The sequence below is a fragment of the Stenotrophomonas sp. P5_B8 genome, assembly GCF_054049855.1.
This window is the reverse complement of record NZ_JBFULO010000052.1, coordinates 1-15,274: the sequence shown is the minus strand read 5'-3', so window position 1 is coordinate 15,274 and position 15,274 is coordinate 1. Positions and strand designations below refer to the sequence as shown.

Annotated in this window: 15 protein-coding genes, 1 tRNA gene and 1 pseudogene; 7 read left to right on the top strand and 10 right to left on the bottom strand. The window is 68.2% G+C overall.

All coding sequences use genetic code 11. From position 1 onward, the window contains the following. Nucleotides 1-188: 188 nt before the first annotated feature. From ychF to ACXJKH_RS04975, 8 genes are all read right to left on the bottom strand, one after another. Complete coding sequence (gene ychF / locus ACXJKH_RS05010; RefSeq protein WP_088434937.1) at nucleotides 189-1,280, bottom strand: redox-regulated ATPase YchF; 1,092 nt, start codon at nucleotides 1,278-1,280, stop codon at nucleotides 189-191. Nucleotides 1,281-1,332: 52 nt separating this feature from the next. Beyond that, nucleotides 1,333-1,911 (bottom strand): aminoacyl-tRNA hydrolase, encoded by a 579-nt coding sequence (gene pth, locus ACXJKH_RS05005; protein ID WP_457318524.1) that lies wholly within the window; start codon nucleotides 1,909-1,911, stop codon nucleotides 1,333-1,335. 80 nt (nucleotides 1,912-1,991) lie between these two features. After that, entirely contained in the window at nucleotides 1,992-2,606 is a 615-nt protein-coding gene (locus ACXJKH_RS05000; protein WP_256775003.1) for a 50S ribosomal protein L25/general stress protein Ctc, read from the bottom strand. A 108-nt stretch (nucleotides 2,607-2,714) separates the two neighbouring features. Further along, entirely contained in the window at nucleotides 2,715-3,674 is a 960-nt protein-coding gene (locus tag ACXJKH_RS04995; protein WP_038692467.1) for a ribose-phosphate diphosphokinase, read from the bottom strand. A gap of 133 nt (nucleotides 3,675-3,807) precedes the next feature. Further along, nucleotides 3,808-3,884 (bottom strand) — tRNA-Gln (locus tag ACXJKH_RS04990). Between the two features lie 9 nt (nucleotides 3,885-3,893). Further along, entirely contained in the window at nucleotides 3,894-4,763 is an 870-nt protein-coding gene (ispE, locus tag ACXJKH_RS04985; protein WP_457318523.1) for a 4-(cytidine 5'-diphospho)-2-C-methyl-D-erythritol kinase, read from the bottom strand. Continuing rightward, the gene (gene lolB / locus ACXJKH_RS04980) at nucleotides 4,760-5,422 is read right to left on the bottom strand and encodes a lipoprotein insertase outer membrane protein LolB (RefSeq protein ID WP_457318522.1); all 663 of its coding nucleotides are present in this window, start codon (nucleotides 5,420-5,422) and stop codon (nucleotides 4,760-4,762) included. The genes ispE and lolB overlap by 4 nt, the downstream gene beginning before the upstream one ends. Further along, a complete protein-coding gene (locus ACXJKH_RS04975) occupies nucleotides 5,419-7,116 on the bottom strand; it encodes a tetratricopeptide repeat protein (RefSeq protein WP_457318521.1) in 1,698 nt (565 codons plus the stop codon). Before ACXJKH_RS04975 ends, lolB begins: the two co-directional genes overlap by 4 nt. 64 nt (nucleotides 7,117-7,180) lie before the next feature. Here ACXJKH_RS04975 and hemA point away from each other — a divergent pair, with 64 nt between their 5' ends. Genes hemA through ppk2 form a run of 4 tightly spaced genes read left to right on the top strand, consistent with a single transcriptional unit; the run spans nucleotide 7,181 to nucleotide 12,067 of the window. After that, nucleotides 7,181-8,464: a glutamyl-tRNA reductase gene (gene hemA, locus ACXJKH_RS04970; RefSeq protein WP_457318520.1), complete on the top strand. Its 1,284-nt coding sequence runs from the start codon at nucleotides 7,181-7,183 to the stop codon at nucleotides 8,462-8,464. Continuing rightward, nucleotides 8,442-9,527, top strand: a complete 1,086-nt coding sequence (prfA, locus tag ACXJKH_RS04965) for a peptide chain release factor 1 (RefSeq protein WP_457318519.1) — start codon at nucleotides 8,442-8,444, stop codon at nucleotides 9,525-9,527. Before hemA ends, prfA begins: the two co-directional genes overlap by 23 nt. A gap of 2 nt (nucleotides 9,528-9,529) precedes the next feature. Continuing rightward, nucleotides 9,530-11,233, top strand: a complete 1,704-nt coding sequence (locus ACXJKH_RS04960) for an O-linked N-acetylglucosamine transferase, SPINDLY family protein (RefSeq protein WP_457318518.1) — start codon at nucleotides 9,530-9,532, stop codon at nucleotides 11,231-11,233. A gap of 51 nt (nucleotides 11,234-11,284) precedes the next feature. Then, nucleotides 11,285-12,067: a polyphosphate kinase 2 gene (gene ppk2, locus ACXJKH_RS04955; RefSeq protein ID WP_457318517.1), complete on the top strand. Its 783-nt coding sequence runs from the start codon at nucleotides 11,285-11,287 to the stop codon at nucleotides 12,065-12,067. Nucleotides 12,068-12,081: 14 nt separating this feature from the next. Here the strand turns inward: ppk2 and ACXJKH_RS04950 are convergent, their stop codons facing one another. Both ACXJKH_RS04950 and ACXJKH_RS04945 read right to left on the bottom strand, forming a co-directional pair. Beyond that, a complete protein-coding gene (locus ACXJKH_RS04950; protein WP_256774995.1) occupies nucleotides 12,082-12,657 on the bottom strand; it encodes a TlpA family protein disulfide reductase in 576 nt (191 codons plus the stop codon). Next, nucleotides 12,654-13,931 (bottom strand): YihY family inner membrane protein, encoded by a 1,278-nt coding sequence (locus ACXJKH_RS04945; protein ID WP_256774994.1) that lies wholly within the window; start codon nucleotides 13,929-13,931, stop codon nucleotides 12,654-12,656. The genes ACXJKH_RS04950 and ACXJKH_RS04945 overlap by 4 nt, the downstream gene beginning before the upstream one ends. A gap of 82 nt (nucleotides 13,932-14,013) precedes the next feature. On the opposite strand from ACXJKH_RS04945, the gene wrbA reads away from it, so the two are divergent. From wrbA to ACXJKH_RS04930, 3 genes and pseudogenes are all read left to right on the top strand, one after another. After that, entirely contained in the window at nucleotides 14,014-14,604 is a 591-nt protein-coding gene (gene wrbA / locus ACXJKH_RS04940; protein ID WP_256774993.1) for an NAD(P)H:quinone oxidoreductase, read from the top strand. Continuing rightward, nucleotides 14,601-14,936 (top strand): DUF2069 domain-containing protein, encoded by a 336-nt coding sequence (locus ACXJKH_RS04935; RefSeq protein ID WP_457318516.1) that lies wholly within the window; start codon nucleotides 14,601-14,603, stop codon nucleotides 14,934-14,936. The genes wrbA and ACXJKH_RS04935 overlap by 4 nt, the downstream gene beginning before the upstream one ends. Nucleotides 14,937-15,039: 103 nt before the next feature. Continuing rightward, nucleotides 15,040-15,274, top strand: a pseudogene (locus tag ACXJKH_RS04930) (asparaginase domain-containing protein); the annotation flags it as partial.

The following is a 15,274-nucleotide window of genomic DNA, read 5'->3' as shown; positions in this document are numbered from 1 at the left end:
CACCGGGCCAGGTTTTCCACATGGGAGGTGGAGAGCGATGGGCGTTTGTTGTGGACAAGTGGTGCAGAGCCCCACCTGCCGGGCATTCTCAGCAGTGGTGATTTTTTATCCAGCGCACGGGATCGCGCGCCACCAACGCAAACGCCCCGCTCAAGGCGGGGCGTTGCAGGCATCAACCGGCGATGCGATCAGACGTTGAAGCGGAAATGCAGGATGTCGCCTTCCTGGACGCGATATTCCTTGCCTTCCAGGCGCAGGCGACCGGCTTCCTTGGCGCCGGCTTCGCCCTTGTACTTGATGAAGTCGTCATAGGCGATGGTTTCAGCGCGGATGAAGCCCTTCTCAAAGTCGGTGTGGATCACCGCGGCGGCCTGCGGCGCGGTGGCGCCCTTGCGCACGGTCCAGGCGCGGACTTCCTTCACGCCAGCGGTGAAGTAGGTCTGCAGGCCCAGCAGCTGGTAAGCGGCGTAGATCACGCGGTTCAGACCCGGCTCGGACAGGCCCAGGTCGGCCAGGAAGGTGTCGCGGTCTTCGTCGTCCAGCTGCGACAGCTCTTCCTCGATCGCCGCCGACACCGGCACCACCTGCGCGCCTTCCTCGGCGGCACGGGCGCGCACGGCGTCCAGGTGCGGGTTGTTCTCGAAGCCGTCTTCCAGCACGTTGGCGATATACATCACCGGCTTGAGGGTCAGCAGGAACAGGTCGCGGACCAGCGCCTTCTCTTCCTCGTCCAGGCCGGCGGTACGACCGGCCTTGCCGTCGGCCAGCGCAGCCTGCAGCTTGGCCAGCACCGGCTTGCGCGCGGCCGCTTCCTTGTCGCCGCCCTTGGCGGCGCGCTCGGCGCGATTCAGCGCCTTTTCGACGCTGTCCAGATCGGCCAGGGCCAGTTCGGTATCGATGGTATCGATGTCCGACAGCGGGTCGACCTTGTTGTTGACGTGGATGACGTCGGCGTTCTCGAAGCAGCGCACCACGTGGGTGATCGCGTCCACCTCGCGGATGTGGGCCAGGAACTTGTTGCCCAGCCCTTCACCACTGGCGGCACCGGCGACCAGGCCGGCAATGTCCACGAACTCCACTGCAGTCGGGATGACCTTCTGCGGGTTGATGATCGCGGCCAGTTCGTTCAGGCGCGGGTCCGGCACCGGCACGATGCCGACGTTCGGTTCGATCGTGCAGAACGGGAAGTTGGCCGCGGCGATGCCCGCCTTGGTCAGCGCATTGAACAGGGTCGATTTGCCGACGTTGGGCAGACCGACGATGCCGCATTTGATACCCATCTTTGACAGCCTCTGGGGTGGTAGGTACCGACCGTGGATCGGTACACCGTGGTTATTTCGGGGTGTGCAGGCGCTTCATCGCCTCACTGTAATCGCCGCATACCGCCAGCGGCAGCACGTCGATCGCATCGTCGATGGCGTGGCCGATCAGCACATCGTCTTCTTTGCTCGCGCGGCCCAGCACCCACGGCACCACGCGGTCCTTGTGACCGGGGTGACCGATGCCGATGCGCAGGCGGTGGAACCGGCCGTGGCCCAGCAGGCGGATGGTGTCGCGCAGGCCRTTCTGGCCGCCATGGCCGCCGTCGAACTTGAGCCGTGCCACGCCGGGCGGCAGGTCCAGCTCATCGTGCGCCAGCAGGGTCTGTTCCGGTTCGATCTTCCAGAAACGCTGTGCGGCAGTAACCGACTTGCCACTGAGATTCATGAAGGTGCCGGGCTTGAGCAGCCACACCGCCTGCCCGGCGATGTCGACCTTGGCGGTCTCGCCGAACAACTTGCTGTCCACGCTCCAACGCGCGCCGGCCTGTGCGACCAGGGCGTCAATGAAACGAAACCCGGCATTGTGCCGGGTCTGGGCGTGCTCGGGTCCGGGGTTGCCCAGACCAACGATCAATCGCAATCCTGTCATCACTCTTCTTCGTCGGTACCCGCCCTGTGCCGGTACATACAGAAACGGCGCCTGCCCCGGAGGACAGGCGCCGCAATACCTTACTCTGCGGCCGGCGCTTCGTCGGCAGCGTCTTCCTTGCCGTGCTTGGCGGTGACGATCGCATCGTCATGGTCCTTGCCCTGGGCCAGGGCCGGGATCTCAACGCCCTTGGGCAGCTTGATATCCGACAGGTAGACCACGTCGCCAGCCTTCAGCTCGCTCAGGTCGACGTCGATCGACTCCGGCAGGTCCTTCGGCAGGCAGGTGACAGTCACTTCCTTCAGTTCGTGGGTGACCACGACGTCGGCAGCCTTGCCAGCCGGCGAGGTGTCTTCGTTGATGAAGTGCAGCGGGACGTTGGCGGTCAGGGCCTCGTTCTCGTTCACGCGCAGGAAATCCAGGTGGATGATCAGCTGCTTGAACGGGTGGCGCTGCATGTCACGCAGCAGCACCTTGGTGACCTGGCCGTCCAGGTTCAGGTTCAGGATGGACGAGTAGAACCACTCGTTCTGCTGGGCCAGCCAGATCTGGTTGTGGTCCAGGTTGATGTTGATCGGCGCGGCTTCGCCGCCGTACACGACGGCCGGGATCACGCCGGCGTGACGCAGGCGGCGGCTCGCACCCTTGCCCTGCACGTCACGAGCGGTGACCTTGATTTCATGGGTCTTGGACATTGTATTGACTACCAGTTGGTGCCTTGCCCGAGGGCTTGGCGAATGAGGGCACGTCCGCGACCAGACGTACCCGGGACCCGACCACCGTTGCCGGTGGCCGGAAAAAAATCAATCCACGTACAGCGAGCTGACCGATTCGCCGAAGGCGATGCGGCGCATCGTCTCGGCCAGCATTTCCGCCACGCTGAGCTGGCGGATCTTGCTGCACACCCGCGCCTCTTCGCGCAGCGGGATGGTGTCGGTCACCACCAGCTCATCGAGCTGGGAGTTGTTGATGTTGTCCACCGCCGGGCCCGAGAGCACGGCGTGGGTGCAATACGCGGCCACCTTCAGGGCGCCACGCGCCTTCAGCGCTGCGGCAGCCGCACACAGGGTGCCGGCGGTATCGACGATGTCATCGACCATCACGCAGGTCTTGCCTTCGACGTCACCGATGATGTTCATCACGGTGGAGACGTTGGCGCGCGGCCGGCGCTTGTCGATGATCGCCAGGTCGGCATCGTCCAGGCGCTTGGCGACGGCACGTGCACGCACCACGCCACCCACGTCCGGGGACACCACGATCAGGTTTTCGGTGCCGTAGGCGCGCCAGATATCGGCGAGCAGCAGCGGCGAGGCATACACGTTGTCCACCGGCATGTCGAAGAAGCCCTGGATCTGGTCGGCATGCAGATCCACCGTCAGTACCCGGTCGGCGCCGACGGCGCTGAACATCTTGGCGGCGACCTTGGCGGTGATCGGCACGCGCGAGGAACGCATGCGGCGATCCTGGCGCGAGTAGCCGAAGTACGGCACCACGGCGGTGACGCTGTTGACCGAGGCGCGCTTGAGTGCATCGATCAGCACCAGCAGCTCCATCAGGTTTTCCGCGCTGGGCGCGCAGGTCGGCTGGATCACGAACACGTCCTGCTTGCGGACGTTTTCTTCGATCTCGACCTGCACTTCACCATCGGAGAAGCGCGACACCAATGCCTTGCCCGGCCGCACCCCCAGTTCCTTGCAGATGCTCTGCGCAAGGCGCTTGTTGGCGTTGCCGGAAAATACCAGCAGGTTGGGGTGATCTTGCATCATGACGGTCTCGGGCGGGAGCGATTGGAGAACTCGGCCGCCGGCACCCTGGAGTGTCTGCGGTGACAACACCGCGAGACATCGGCCGTGCCCGCGCAGGCGTGCGCATGGGAACGCGGCTGATATCCGCAAGTGGCAGGGGCGGGAGGATTCGAACCTCCGAATGCCAGGATCAAAACCTGGTGCCTTGGGCCTCTTGGCGACGCCCCTGCATCAAAATCAATAACGCTCGAGTACATCAAGCAACGGCGAACGCTCCACGCCCGCCACTACCCATGCCCGCAGTTCCTTCGGCAACCGCGCCAGGCCCTGCTCTGCAGCAGCGCGCGTGGCGAACTCGACGAAACAACCGCTTCCCGACCCGGTGAGTCGTGCCCGGCCGATCCTGCTCAACGTCGCAAGCACTGCCTCTACGGCGGGCTCGCGGCGGCGCAATACCGGCTCGAACGCATTCCCGAGCAAAGACCCGGAAGCGAAGTCCGCTATTTTCGCCACTGGGGCGTCTCGCGTCAAATCCGGATCCGCGAAAAGTCGCGGCGTGGGCACGTGCACCCCCGGATCGGCCAGTACAAACCAGGCCGGGGGCAGCGCGATCGCGGTGAGCTGCTCGCCCACGCCTTCGGCCCAGGCGTTGTGCCCGCGCACGAAGACCGGTACGTCCGCGCCCAGCTCCAGGCCCAGCGCGGCCAGGGCATCGACGTCCATGCCGGCGTTCCACAGCCGGTTCAGTGCGACCAGCACGGTGGCCGCATCGGACGATCCCCCGCCAAAACCGCCACCGGCCGGAATGTGTTTTTCGACACCAATATCGGCACCTTGGCCGACATTGGCGGCATTCTTGAGAAGATGCGCTGCACGGATGGCCAGGTCGTCGGCTTCTGCCACCCCTGCCACCGACGCGCCGTCACGCTGGATCCGCCCGTCCTCACGCACCCGCAGCCGGATCCGGTSGCCCCAGTCGAGCAGCCGGAACACCGTCTGCAGCTGGTGGTAGCCATCGGCGCGGCGGCCGGTGATGTGCAGAAACAGGTTGAGCTTGGCCGGGGCCGGCCACTGCGACCAGCCCGCATTCAGGTCCAGGCCGCTCATGGGCTGCCCAGCACCCAGCTGTCGACTACCAGGCGCACTTTGGCATCGCCGTTGACTGCTTCGATCCGGCGCGGCAGCACCGGGCGATCGCCTTCGGCCGGGTACCAGTCCAGGTACTGGATCTGCCAGCCCATCTGCACGACCCGGCGCGGACGGCCATCACCATCGCGCTCGACCTGCTCGGCCGGGGCGGTGTCATCGGCCACCAGGCCACGCACCCAGTCCGGCAGTTGATTGACCGGGATGTCCCAGCCGGTCGCATCCAACAGCACCTGTTGGGCGTCCTCGCCTTCCCGCGGACCGCCGTCCAGACCTTCCAGGCGACCCCCTTCGTGGTGGCTGTCTCCGGTCAGCTTCCAGCTCTGGCGGGTCACCGGCGCACTCAGCTCGACCACGTACTGGCGCTCCCGCTGCTGCCAGTCGATGCGGCCATTGCCGCCATTGCGCCCCTTGTTGATCGCCACGCGGCCCTGGAACGACCACTGCGGCTGCGTGCGCAGCGCTGCCACGCGGGCGGCTTCGGCCTGCTGTGCCTGCGCCGACACGGTCGTCACCACGGCCGGGGCGGACGGGGCCTTGCGCTCGTCCAGCGACACACAGGCCGACAACGTCAGCCCCATCGCCAGCGCGGCGCCGGCCTTGAGCAGCTGCAGGTTCATACGCCGTATTTCTCGATCACGCGCTGCAGGGCGCGGTTGTCAGGGTCCAGCTTGCGTGCCTCGTCGAAGAAACGCCGCGCCTCTTCCTTGCGGCCCAGCACCCACAGCACCTCGCCCACATGCGCGGCGATCTCCGGGTCCTTGGCCAGGGTCCAGGCGCGGCGCAGCTGCACCAACGCCTCTTCGTTGCGGCCCAGGCGATACAGCACCCAGCCGTAGCTGTCGACGATGGCCGCATTGTCCGGCTCGGCGACGCGGGCGCGGTCGATCAGCTCCAGCGCCTCCTGATAGCGCTGAGTACGGTCGGCCAGGGTGTAGCCCAGCGCATTGAGCGCGGCCACGTTTTCCGGATCGGTCACCAGCACCTTGCGCAGGTCGGCTTCGGCGCGTGGCACATCGTCGCGGCGTTCCCAGGCCAGGGCGCGCGCGTACAGCAGTGCGCCCTCGTCGGGATACGCGGCCAGGCCACGGGCCAGGGCGTCCAGTTCGCCGGGCAGGTCCTCGCCGCGCTGGCGCAGCTCGGCCTCCAGCAGGTAGGCATCGCGGCGGGCGTCGTCATCGACGCTGGCATCGGACTGGATCGTGTGGACTTCGGCAAATGCCTTGTCCGTGCGCCCGGCCTCGTACTGCGCATTGGCCGCGCGCAGGCGCGCCTCGTCCAGTTCATCGCCGCCGGGCACGCTGTGGTACCAGTCCACCGCCTCGGCCGGGCGCTTCAGATACTCGGCGATCTTGCCCAGCAGCAGGCGCTGCGCCGGATCCGGCTTGGCCGCCTGCCTGGACAGATCCGTATACAGGGCCAGCAGCGCGGCATCGTCCTTCTGCTTGGCCAGCAGCGAGGCACGCATGCCCCAGGTCTGCACATCCTGCGGGCCCACCGCCAGCACGCGCGCGGCCGAACGGGCATCGCCCATGCTGTCGTAGGCGATGGCCAGCGCGTTGCGCAGCTCCGGATCCTGGCGGCTCCGGGGTTCCACCCCGTGCAGCAGCGCCAGCGCTTCGTCCTGCTTGCCGGCCTGGGCCAGCTGGCTGGCATTCAACAGCGCCACCCGGGGTTCATTGGGGAAGCGCTTGACCACTTCATCGACCATGCGCTTGGCCAGGTCCGGCCGTTCCATGCGCATCGCCAGCCGCCCCAGTTCCTGCCAGACCTCGAGCTGGTCGGGGATCGCGTTGTCATCGACCAGGCCGCCCAGCACCTGCGCCGGCACGGCCGGATCACGGCCACCGCCGATCAGCGCGGCGATGGCGAACTTCCAGCCACGCGGGTCCGGGTCCTTGAGCAGCGCACCGAGTTCGGTGCGGGCGGCCTTCACATCGTTCTGGCGCATGTCCAGCGCGGCGGCGGCGCTGCGCATGGCCAGCGAACGCGGCGCACGGGCTTCCCACAACGCCAGTGCGCGGGCGGCGCGCTTGTCATCGTCGGCGAGCATGGCGATGCGGGTGGCCCGCTCGGCCAGCCCGGCATCGTCGCTGCCGGCCTCGGCCGCCTCCAGATACCAGCGCGCGGCGTCGGCGAGCTTGCCGGCCTGCAGCGCGAACTCGCCCGCCATCACCGGGGTGAGCGGCGCGGTTTCGGCCACCTTGGCCTTGGCGGACGGGGGTGTGGCGGGAACCGTGGCCGGGGCCGCCAGGGCACTGGCGGCGGACAAGGACAGCAGCAGAACGCTGGAGATGCGAATCAATGCGGGCATCGGGGGCTTCTGGCCTTAAAATGACGACTTGAATGGCCAGCAGCTTATCGCAAGCAACTGAACAATGACCCTGTGGGTGCTCGGACTGAATCACCAGACCGCGCCAGTGGAACTGCGCGAACGCGCGTCCTTTGGCGGCGACGCCCTGCCCCTGGCATTGGCGTCGCTGCGCGATACGCCACAGGTGGCCGAGGCCGTGCTGCTGTCCACCTGCAACCGCACCGAGCTGTACGCGGTGGCCGAATCGGGCGAGGCACTGGCGCACTGGCTGGAATCCCACGCCGGCGCGCTGCACGGGTACCTCTACCAGCATGCCGATGCCGACGCGGTGCGCCACCTGTTCCGGGTCGCCACCGGGCTGGACTCGATGGTGCTGGGCGAGCCCCAGATCCTGGGCCAGGTCAAGGACGCGTGGGCGACCGCGCGCGACCACGGCCTGCTCGGCCAGCGCCTGGACCGGCTGTTCCAGCAGACCTTCTCGGTGGCCAAGCGCGCCCGCACCGATACGCGGGTGGGTGCCAACCCGGTCTCGGTAGCCTCCACCGCCGTGCGCCTGGCGCAGAACTCGTTTGCGCGGCTGGAAGACTCCACCGTGCTGCTGGTCGGCGCGGGGGAAACCATCGAGCTGGCCGCGCGCCACCTCAGCGAAGGCAAGGTGCGGCGCCTGCTCGTGGCCAACCGCACGCTGGCCCATGCGCAGGACCTGGCCAGCCGGCATGGCGGCGTGGCGCTGCCGCTGAGCGAACTGGAGCGTCACCTGGGTGAGGCCGACGTGGTGTTCTCGGCCACCGCCGCGCGCCAGCCGGTGATCGCCCGCGCGCACGTCGCCGCTGCGCTCAAGACCCGCAAGCACAAACCGATGCTGCTGTTCGACCTGGCCGTGCCGCGTGACATCGAGGCCGGCGTGGGCGACCTGCAGGATGCGTTCCTGTACACCGTCGATGACCTGGAGCGCGCGGTCGAAGACAACCGCCGCAGCCGCCGCGAAGCCGCCGCCGAAGCCGAGGCGATCATCGAACTGCAGGTCGCCCGCTTCGTGGAGACGCTGCAGGCCAGCGCCCACCAGGCGCCGCTGCTGCAACTGCGCGCCTATGGCGAGGCGACCCGCGTGGAGATGCTGGACAAGGCGCGCCAGCAACTGGCCCACGGCAAATCGCCGGAGGACGTGCTGGAACTGCTGGCCCACGGCCTGACCAACCGCCTGCTGCACCCGCCCACCGCGGCGCTGCGCGCGGCCGCGCTGACCGGCGATACTGAGCTGACCCGCGCCGCCGAGCGCCTGTTCCCGGCCAAGCCGGGCTATCAACACCCTCCTGTGAAGACCGATGACGCCGACCCTGCGCCGTAAGTTGGAAGCGCTGGCCGAACGCCGCGAAGAACTCGAACGCCTGCTTGCCGACCCCTCGGTGGTCAGCGACAACGACCGCTTCCGCGCGTTCTCGCGCGAATTCGCACAGCTGCAGCCGATCGCCACCGCGCTGGCCGACGAGGCCCGTGCCCTGTCCGACCTGGCCGCCGCCGAAGCGATGCGCAACGACCCGGACCTGCGCGAGCTGGCCGAAGAAGAAATCACCGCCGCCCAGCAACGGCTGGAAGAGCTGGACCGGGACCTGGCGCTGCTGCTGGTGCCGCGCGATCCGCGCGACGACGGCAACCTGTTCCTGGAAGTGCGCGCCGGGACCGGGGGCGACGAAGCGGCGATCTTCGCCGGCGATTTGTTCCGCATGTATGCCCGCTATGCCGAGCGCCAGGGCTGGAAGGTCGAGATCGAATCGGACAGCCCCGGCGAACATGGCGGCTACAAGGAAGTGGTGGCGCGCGTGGTCGGGCGTGGCGCGTATTCCAAGCTGAAGTTCGAGTCGGGCACGCACCGCGTGCAGCGGGTACCGGCCACCGAATCGCAGGGCCGCATCCATACCTCGGCCGCCACCGTGGCGATCATCCCCGAGGCCGACGAGGTCGACGAGATCGTGATCAACCCGGCCGACCTGAGGGTGGATACCTTCCGCTCGTCCGGCGCCGGCGGCCAGCACGTCAACAAGACCGAATCGGCGATCCGCATCACCCACGTGCCGTCCGGCGTGGTGGTGGAATGCCAGACCGAGCGCAGCCAGCACGCCAACCGCGACAAGGCGATGAAGCGCCTCAAGGCGCAGCTGCTGGATGCCGAGCGCAGCAAGCAGGCCGCCGCCACCGCCGCGAGCCGTCGCCTGCAGGTGGGCAGCGGTGACCGCAGCCAGCGCATCCGCACCTACAGCTTCCCGCAGGGCCGGATCACCGACCACCGCGTGGAAGGCCTGACCCTGTACGACCTGCCCAACATCATTGCCGGTGAAATGGACACACTGGTCGAGCGCCTGATCCACGAACACCAGGCCGACGAACTGGCGCAGCTGGCGGCGGGTACCTGAGGATGGAGGCGGACCGGCAGCAGCTGCGCCTGGCGGTGCAACACCAGCCGACCGACTTCATCGCCTGGGTGATGCTGGCCGACGCCGAGTTGGAAGCGGGCGACATCGCCGCCGGCGAACACGCCGCCACGCGTGCACTGCAATTGCGCGGCGACCATCCCGAAGCCCTGGCCCGGCTGGGCCGCGCGCGCTGGATGCAGGGCCGCCACGACGAGGCCGCCGCGCTGCTGCGCCAGGCCTCGAACCTGGCCCCGCAGCACCCGGGCATCGCCTTGTGGCTGGGCCATGCACTGGAAGACGCCGGCCAGCCCGAAGCGGCCGCCGATGCGTATCGCCATGCGCACATGCTGCTGCCCGGCGAACCCTACATCAGCGCACACCTGCTCAACTGGCAGCGCCGTCTCTGCGACTGGCGCGATATCGACCGCCTGTCGGCCCAGGTCCGCCAGGCGGTCGCGCAGGGCCAGGCGGCGGTGGAGCCGTTCGCCTTCCTCAGCGAAGAGAGCAGCGCGGCCGAACAACTGGCGTGCGCGCGCCAACGCGCGGCGGCCATTGCCGCCGACGTGCGTCCGCTGCCCGCCGCCACGGTGCGCGCGCACGGCCGCCTGCGCGTGGGCTTCCTGTCCAACGGTTTCGGCGCGCATCCGACCGGGCTGCTGACCGTGGCCCTGTTCGAGCAGCTGCGCGCGCTGGGCACACTGGAGCTGCACCTGTTCGCGCTCAATGGCGACGACGGCAGCCGCATCCGCGCGCGCCTGCACGCCGCGGCCACCCAGCTGCACGAGATCGGCGCACTGCCGCACCAGCGCATCGCCGAGCGCATCCGCGCGGCCGGCATCGATGTGCTGTTCGACCTGCGCGGCTGGGGCGGCGGCGGCACCCCGCAGGTGCTGGCGATGCGTCCGGCACCGGTGCAGGTGAACTGGCTGGCCTACCCCGGGACCGCCGGCGCGTCGTGGATCGACCACCTGCTCGCCGATGCCTTCGTGCTGCCGCCCGCGCTGGACGCCGGCTTCAGCGAAGACGTGCGACGCCTGCCGCGCGCGTTCCAGCCCTCGGACAACACCCGAATGCTGCAGCCGCCGCCGTCGCGCGAGGCCTGCGGGCTGCCGGCCCACGGCGTGGTGCTGTGCTGCTTCAACAACAGCTACAAACTCAATCCGCGCAGCGTGCAGCGTTTGTTCGCGGTGCTGCAGGGCGTACCCGGCAGCGTGCTGTGGCTGCTGTCCGGTCCCGGCAATGCCGATGCGCGCCTGCGCAGCGCCGCACGCCAGGCGCAGCTGGACCCGGCGCGGTTGGTGTTCATGCCCAAGCTGCCGCATCCGGAGTACCTGGCCCGCTATGCGCTGGCCGACCTGTTCCTGGACACCCACCCCTACAACGCCCACACCACCGCCTCGGACGCGCTGTGGGCCGGCTGCCCGGTGCTGACCTGCCCGGGTGCGACCTTCGCCGCGCGCGTGGCCGGCAGCCTCAACCATCACCTGGGGCTGGCGCGCATGAACGTCGCCGACGACCGCGCCTTCGTCGCCACCGCCATCGCACTCGGCAACGATCCGGCGGCCTTGCAGGCACTTCGCGCGGAGCTGGCGCAGCGCCGCGTCGACAGCGGGCTGTTCGACATGGCCGGCTTCGCCGGTGACTTCAGCGCCGCGGTCGAGACGATGGCGCGCGAACGCGGTTGGCAGGGCGAACACACGCCCTGACCCACCGCTGCGCTAGGCTCGGGCTTTCCTGTGAACGACCGAGGCACGCCGATGGGCAAGCTCAAACGCAAGGACTACCAGGCCCTGCTGGAACCGATGCAGCTGGAACTCATCGCCATGGCACGCTGGGTGCAGCACACCGGCCAACGCGTGCTGGTGCTGTTCGAAGGCCGCGACACCGCCGGCAAGGGCGGCGCCATCCAGGCCATCGCCGACCATCTCAACCCCCGCCAGTGCAGAGTGGTGGCGTTGCCCAAACCCACCGACCGCGAGAGCACGCAGTGGTACTTCCAGCGCTATGTGTCGCACCTGCCGGCCGGCGGTGAGATCGTGCTGATGGACCGCAGCTGGTACAACCGCGCCGGCGTCGAGCACGTGATGGGCTACTGCAGCGAGCCCGAGTACCACGCCTTCCTGGCGCAGACGCCGGTGTTCGAGAAACTGCTGATCGACGACGGCATCCTGCTGTTCAAGTACTGGCTCAGCGTGGACCAGGCGCAGCAGGAAAAGCGCTTCGCCGAGCGCCATGTCGACCCGCTCAAGGGCTGGAAGCTGTCACCGGTGGACCTGAAATCGCGCAGCAAGTACAGCGCGTACACCGAAGCGCGCGAGGCCATGCTGCGCGCCACCCATCGCGAGGAAGCGCCGTGGACACTGGTGGACTTCAATGACCAGAAGCGCGGCAGGCTGGGACTGATCCGCAACCTGCTCGACCGCCTGCCCGACACCCGCGTGGACGAGCCGGAGCTCGCCCTGCCGCCGTTGAAGGGCAAGCTGCACAAGGAGCACTTCGACGTGTTGAAGCCGATCGAGGCGTATCCGCTGCCCGACTGACGCCGGGGGCGGCGTCAGCCGCCCTGCGCGATCCGGGTTTCGATGTCGTGCGCGGTGACCGGGCCGAGGAATTCCTTGGCGACCTTGCCGTCCGGTGCGATCAGGTAGGTCAGCGGCAACCCGCGCGGAATGGCGAAGTCTTCCGGCGGGTTGTACGTATCGACGATCACGATGGGATAGGTCACCGGACGCTTGTCCAGGAACGCCTTCATTTCCGCCGGCTCGATGTCCTCGAAGGCCAGGCCCACCACCTCGATCTCGCTGCGCATGGCATGCAGTGCCGACAACTCCGGCATCTCCTTGCGGCACGGCGCGCACCATGTCGCCCAGAAGTTCACCACCACCCACTTGCCGCGGTGCGCGGCCAGGTCGTAGGTGCTGCCATCCAGCGCCGGCAGTGTCAGGGTCGGACGCTCGACGGTCTTGCGGTCGGTCGGTGCGGTTTCGGCCGTCGCGGGCGCCACCGGTTCGGTGACGGGCGCGGGCGGCGTTGCGGGGGCTGGCGCGGCGGCATCGGGCTGCGCGGTGGGCTTGTTGCAGGCGGCCAGCGCCAGCAGGCTCATGGCCAGCAGCAGGGGCTTGACGGTCATGGGGGCGTGTCTCCGGGAATGGAATAGATGTCGCTGACGCGACGCTTGAGCAGTTCACGCAGCGGCAGCCGCAGGGTGTCCAGCGCCAGCACCGACGCCTGGCCCAGGCTGTCGTCGCGATACGGCAGGTAGGCCTCGCGGATCGGGATACGCATCTGGGTGGTTTCGTACAGATCGGCCAGGGTCAGCTTGTCCAGGTCGCGCGCCAGCAGCCACTCGCCGCGTTCGTCGCGGCGCACCACCCGGATTGCCTCCAGGTCGCAGAGCATGGTCTGCAGCAGCGAATCGGTCAGCATCGGCTCCAGCCGCAGGATCTCGTCATCGTCCAGGCTGCGGCCATCGCGGCGCGCCTGCTGGAAGCGCCCGATCAGGCGCAGCAGGCCGTAGATCTCATAGCCGGTGGGCAGGCGCAGGTCGGCCGGCTGGTAGCGGAAGGCGGCAATCGAGGAGGCCAGCGACGCCCCCAGCAGCACCGAGACCCAGCACAGGTAGATCCACAGCAGCAGGATCGGCACGAACGCAACCGTGCCATAGAGCTTCTGGTAAGACTGGAAGCTGCCCAGGTAGGCGCCCATGCCCCACTTCACCAGCTCGAGCATCACTGCGGCCAGGATCGCGCCGGGGATGGCATGGCGCCACTTCACCACGTGGTGCGGCACCACGCGGTAGACCAGCATGATGCACACGAACTCGATCAGGAACGGCGCCACGGTCAGCGAAAAATTGGCCAGCCAGCGGCCTTCGCTGGTGCCGAACAACGGCAGCGCGAACACCCGCGCCGATACCGCCAGCGAGGCGGCGGCGAGCATCGCGCCCAGGGTAAGTACGGTCCAGTAGACCAGGAAGCGGGTCAGCTTGGGACGCCCGGAATTGACCCGCCAGATCTGGTTGAAGGTCTGCTCGACGCTGTTGAGGGTAATCAACAGCGACACCACCAGTGCGATGAAGCCGGCCGCGGTGAGCTGCCCCGCGCTCGCCGAGAACTGACGCAGGTAGCCTTCGGCGGCGCGGGCGGCGTTGGGCACGAAGTTGGAGAACACATAGTCGCTGAGCTGGTCGCTCCAGCGGTCGAACACCGGGAAGGCCGAGAGCACCCCGAACACCACGATGGCCAGCGGCACCAGCGCGAACACCGTGGTGTAGGCCAGCGAGGCGGCCGCCTGGAACAGGCGGTCGTCCAGGAAGCGTCGCCACAGGAAGCGACCGAAGCTGGCGGCACGCGCGCGATCACGCAGGCGCTCCATCCAGAGATTGACGGTATCAAGGGGTTCCATCGGCGCAAGGGTACCCGAAGAGGGGTGTGCGGGACTGCATCGCATCGCCATACTGGCCGCTGGTCCCAATGAGTGAAGCGCGATGGCGGAAATCCTGGTGCTGTATTACAGCCGCGGCGGTTCGGTGGCCCGGCTGGCCCGCCAGATCGCGCGTGGCATCGGCGAGGTGCCCGGCATGAGCGCGCGGCTGCGCACGGTGCCGCAGGTGGCCGCGGTGACGCAGACCGCCCGCCCGCCGGTGCCCGAAGACGGCGCCCCGTACGTGGACATCAGCGATCTTGCCGAATGCGACGGCCTGATCCTGGGCAGCCCCACCCGCTTCGGCAACATGGCCGCGCCGGTCAAGCATTTCCTGGATGGTCTGGGCGCCGAATGGGTCAATGGCACCCTGGCCGGCAAGCCGGCGGCGGTATTCACCTCGACCGCTTCGCTGCACGGCGGCCAGGAATCGACCCTGCTGTCGATGCAGGTGCCGCTGCTGCACCACGGCTGCCTGATCGTGGGCATTCCGTTCACCGAGCCCGCGTTGAGCCACACCACTACCGGCGGCACGCCGTATGGCGCCAGCCATGTGGCCGGTGCCGATGACAATCCGGTGCCGAGCGAGGATGAGGCGATCCTGGCGCGGGCGCTGGGCCGACGGGTTGCCGACATCGCGCGGCGGCTGGCATGAAGGGCCGCGCGCAGGACGCGACGCTGGCGCTGCTGCTGGTCGCGCTGGCGGCGCTGTATGCGCTGTGGTTCGCCCACGACAAGCACTGGCTGGCCACGCTGCTGGTGTTCACCCTGCCGCCGCTGCTGCTGGCCCTCGGGGTATGGCTGCGGCGCGGCAAGGCCGCCTTCTGGGCGGGCGTGCTGGCGCTGTTCTGGTTCAGCCACGGGGTGATGAGCGCCTGGAGCCACCGGGAAACGGCCGGCTGGGCCTGGGCCGAGCTGCTGCTGGCGCTGGCAGTGATCGGCGTGGCGAGCACGCCCGGGCTGCGCCGGCGCTTCGGCAAGCGCTGAACGCGCCCGTCGCCACGGCTGCGAGGCGGCGCTGGCGGTCGTATCATCTGCATCCCGGCGCGGGTTGCCCGCGCGGTTCTGACCGCTATCCAGGATGCCCGCAATGGAAGAACTACTGATCATCACCACCGGTGGCACGATCGACAAGATCTACTTCGACGACAAGTCGGATTACCAGATCGGCGATCCGCAGATCGGGATGATCCTGCGCGAGCTGGGCGTGACCTTCCGCTTCAACGTGATTCCGATTCTGCGCAAGGATTCGCTGCACATCACCGATGACGACCGCGAGTTGATCCGCGCCACCATCGCCGCGCAGCCGACCCGTCACGTGCTGG

What these genes read in the sequence shown, in the direction of transcription:
- ACXJKH_RS04995 (WP_038692467.1), bottom strand. Translation starts at nt 3,674, where the DNA reads ATGCAAGATCACCCCAACCTGCTGGTATTTTCCGGCAACGCCAACAAG.
- prfA (WP_457318519.1), top strand. Translation starts at nt 8,442, where the DNA reads ATGACGCCGACCCTGCGCCGTAAGTTGGAAGCGCTGGCCGAACGCCGC.
- wrbA (WP_256774993.1), top strand. Translation starts at nt 14,014, where the DNA reads ATGGCGGAAATCCTGGTGCTGTATTACAGCCGCGGCGGTTCGGTGGCC.
- ACXJKH_RS04960 (WP_457318518.1), top strand. Translation starts at nt 9,530, where the DNA reads ATGGAGGCGGACCGGCAGCAGCTGCGCCTGGCGGTGCAACACCAGCCG.
- ACXJKH_RS04975 (WP_457318521.1), bottom strand. Translation starts at nt 7,116, where the DNA reads ATGCCCGCATTGATTCGCATCTCCAGCGTTCTGCTGCTGTCCTTGTCC.
- ACXJKH_RS05000 (WP_256775003.1), bottom strand. Translation starts at nt 2,606, where the DNA reads ATGTCCAAGACCCATGAAATCAAGGTCACCGCTCGTGACGTGCAGGGC.
- ychF (WP_088434937.1), bottom strand. Translation starts at nt 1,280, where the DNA reads ATGGGTATCAAATGCGGCATCGTCGGTCTGCCCAACGTCGGCAAATCG.
- ACXJKH_RS04950 (WP_256774995.1), bottom strand. Translation starts at nt 12,657, where the DNA reads ATGACCGTCAAGCCCCTGCTGCTGGCCATGAGCCTGCTGGCGCTGGCC.
- ppk2 (WP_457318517.1), top strand. Translation starts at nt 11,285, where the DNA reads ATGGGCAAGCTCAAACGCAAGGACTACCAGGCCCTGCTGGAACCGATG.
- lolB (WP_457318522.1), bottom strand. Translation starts at nt 5,422, where the DNA reads ATGAACCTGCAGCTGCTCAAGGCCGGCGCCGCGCTGGCGATGGGGCTG.
- ACXJKH_RS04935 (WP_457318516.1), top strand. Translation starts at nt 14,601, where the DNA reads ATGAAGGGCCGCGCGCAGGACGCGACGCTGGCGCTGCTGCTGGTCGCG.
- ACXJKH_RS04945 (WP_256774994.1), bottom strand. Translation starts at nt 13,931, where the DNA reads ATGGAACCCCTTGATACCGTCAATCTCTGGATGGAGCGCCTGCGTGAT.
- hemA (WP_457318520.1), top strand. Translation starts at nt 7,181, where the DNA reads ATGACCCTGTGGGTGCTCGGACTGAATCACCAGACCGCGCCAGTGGAA.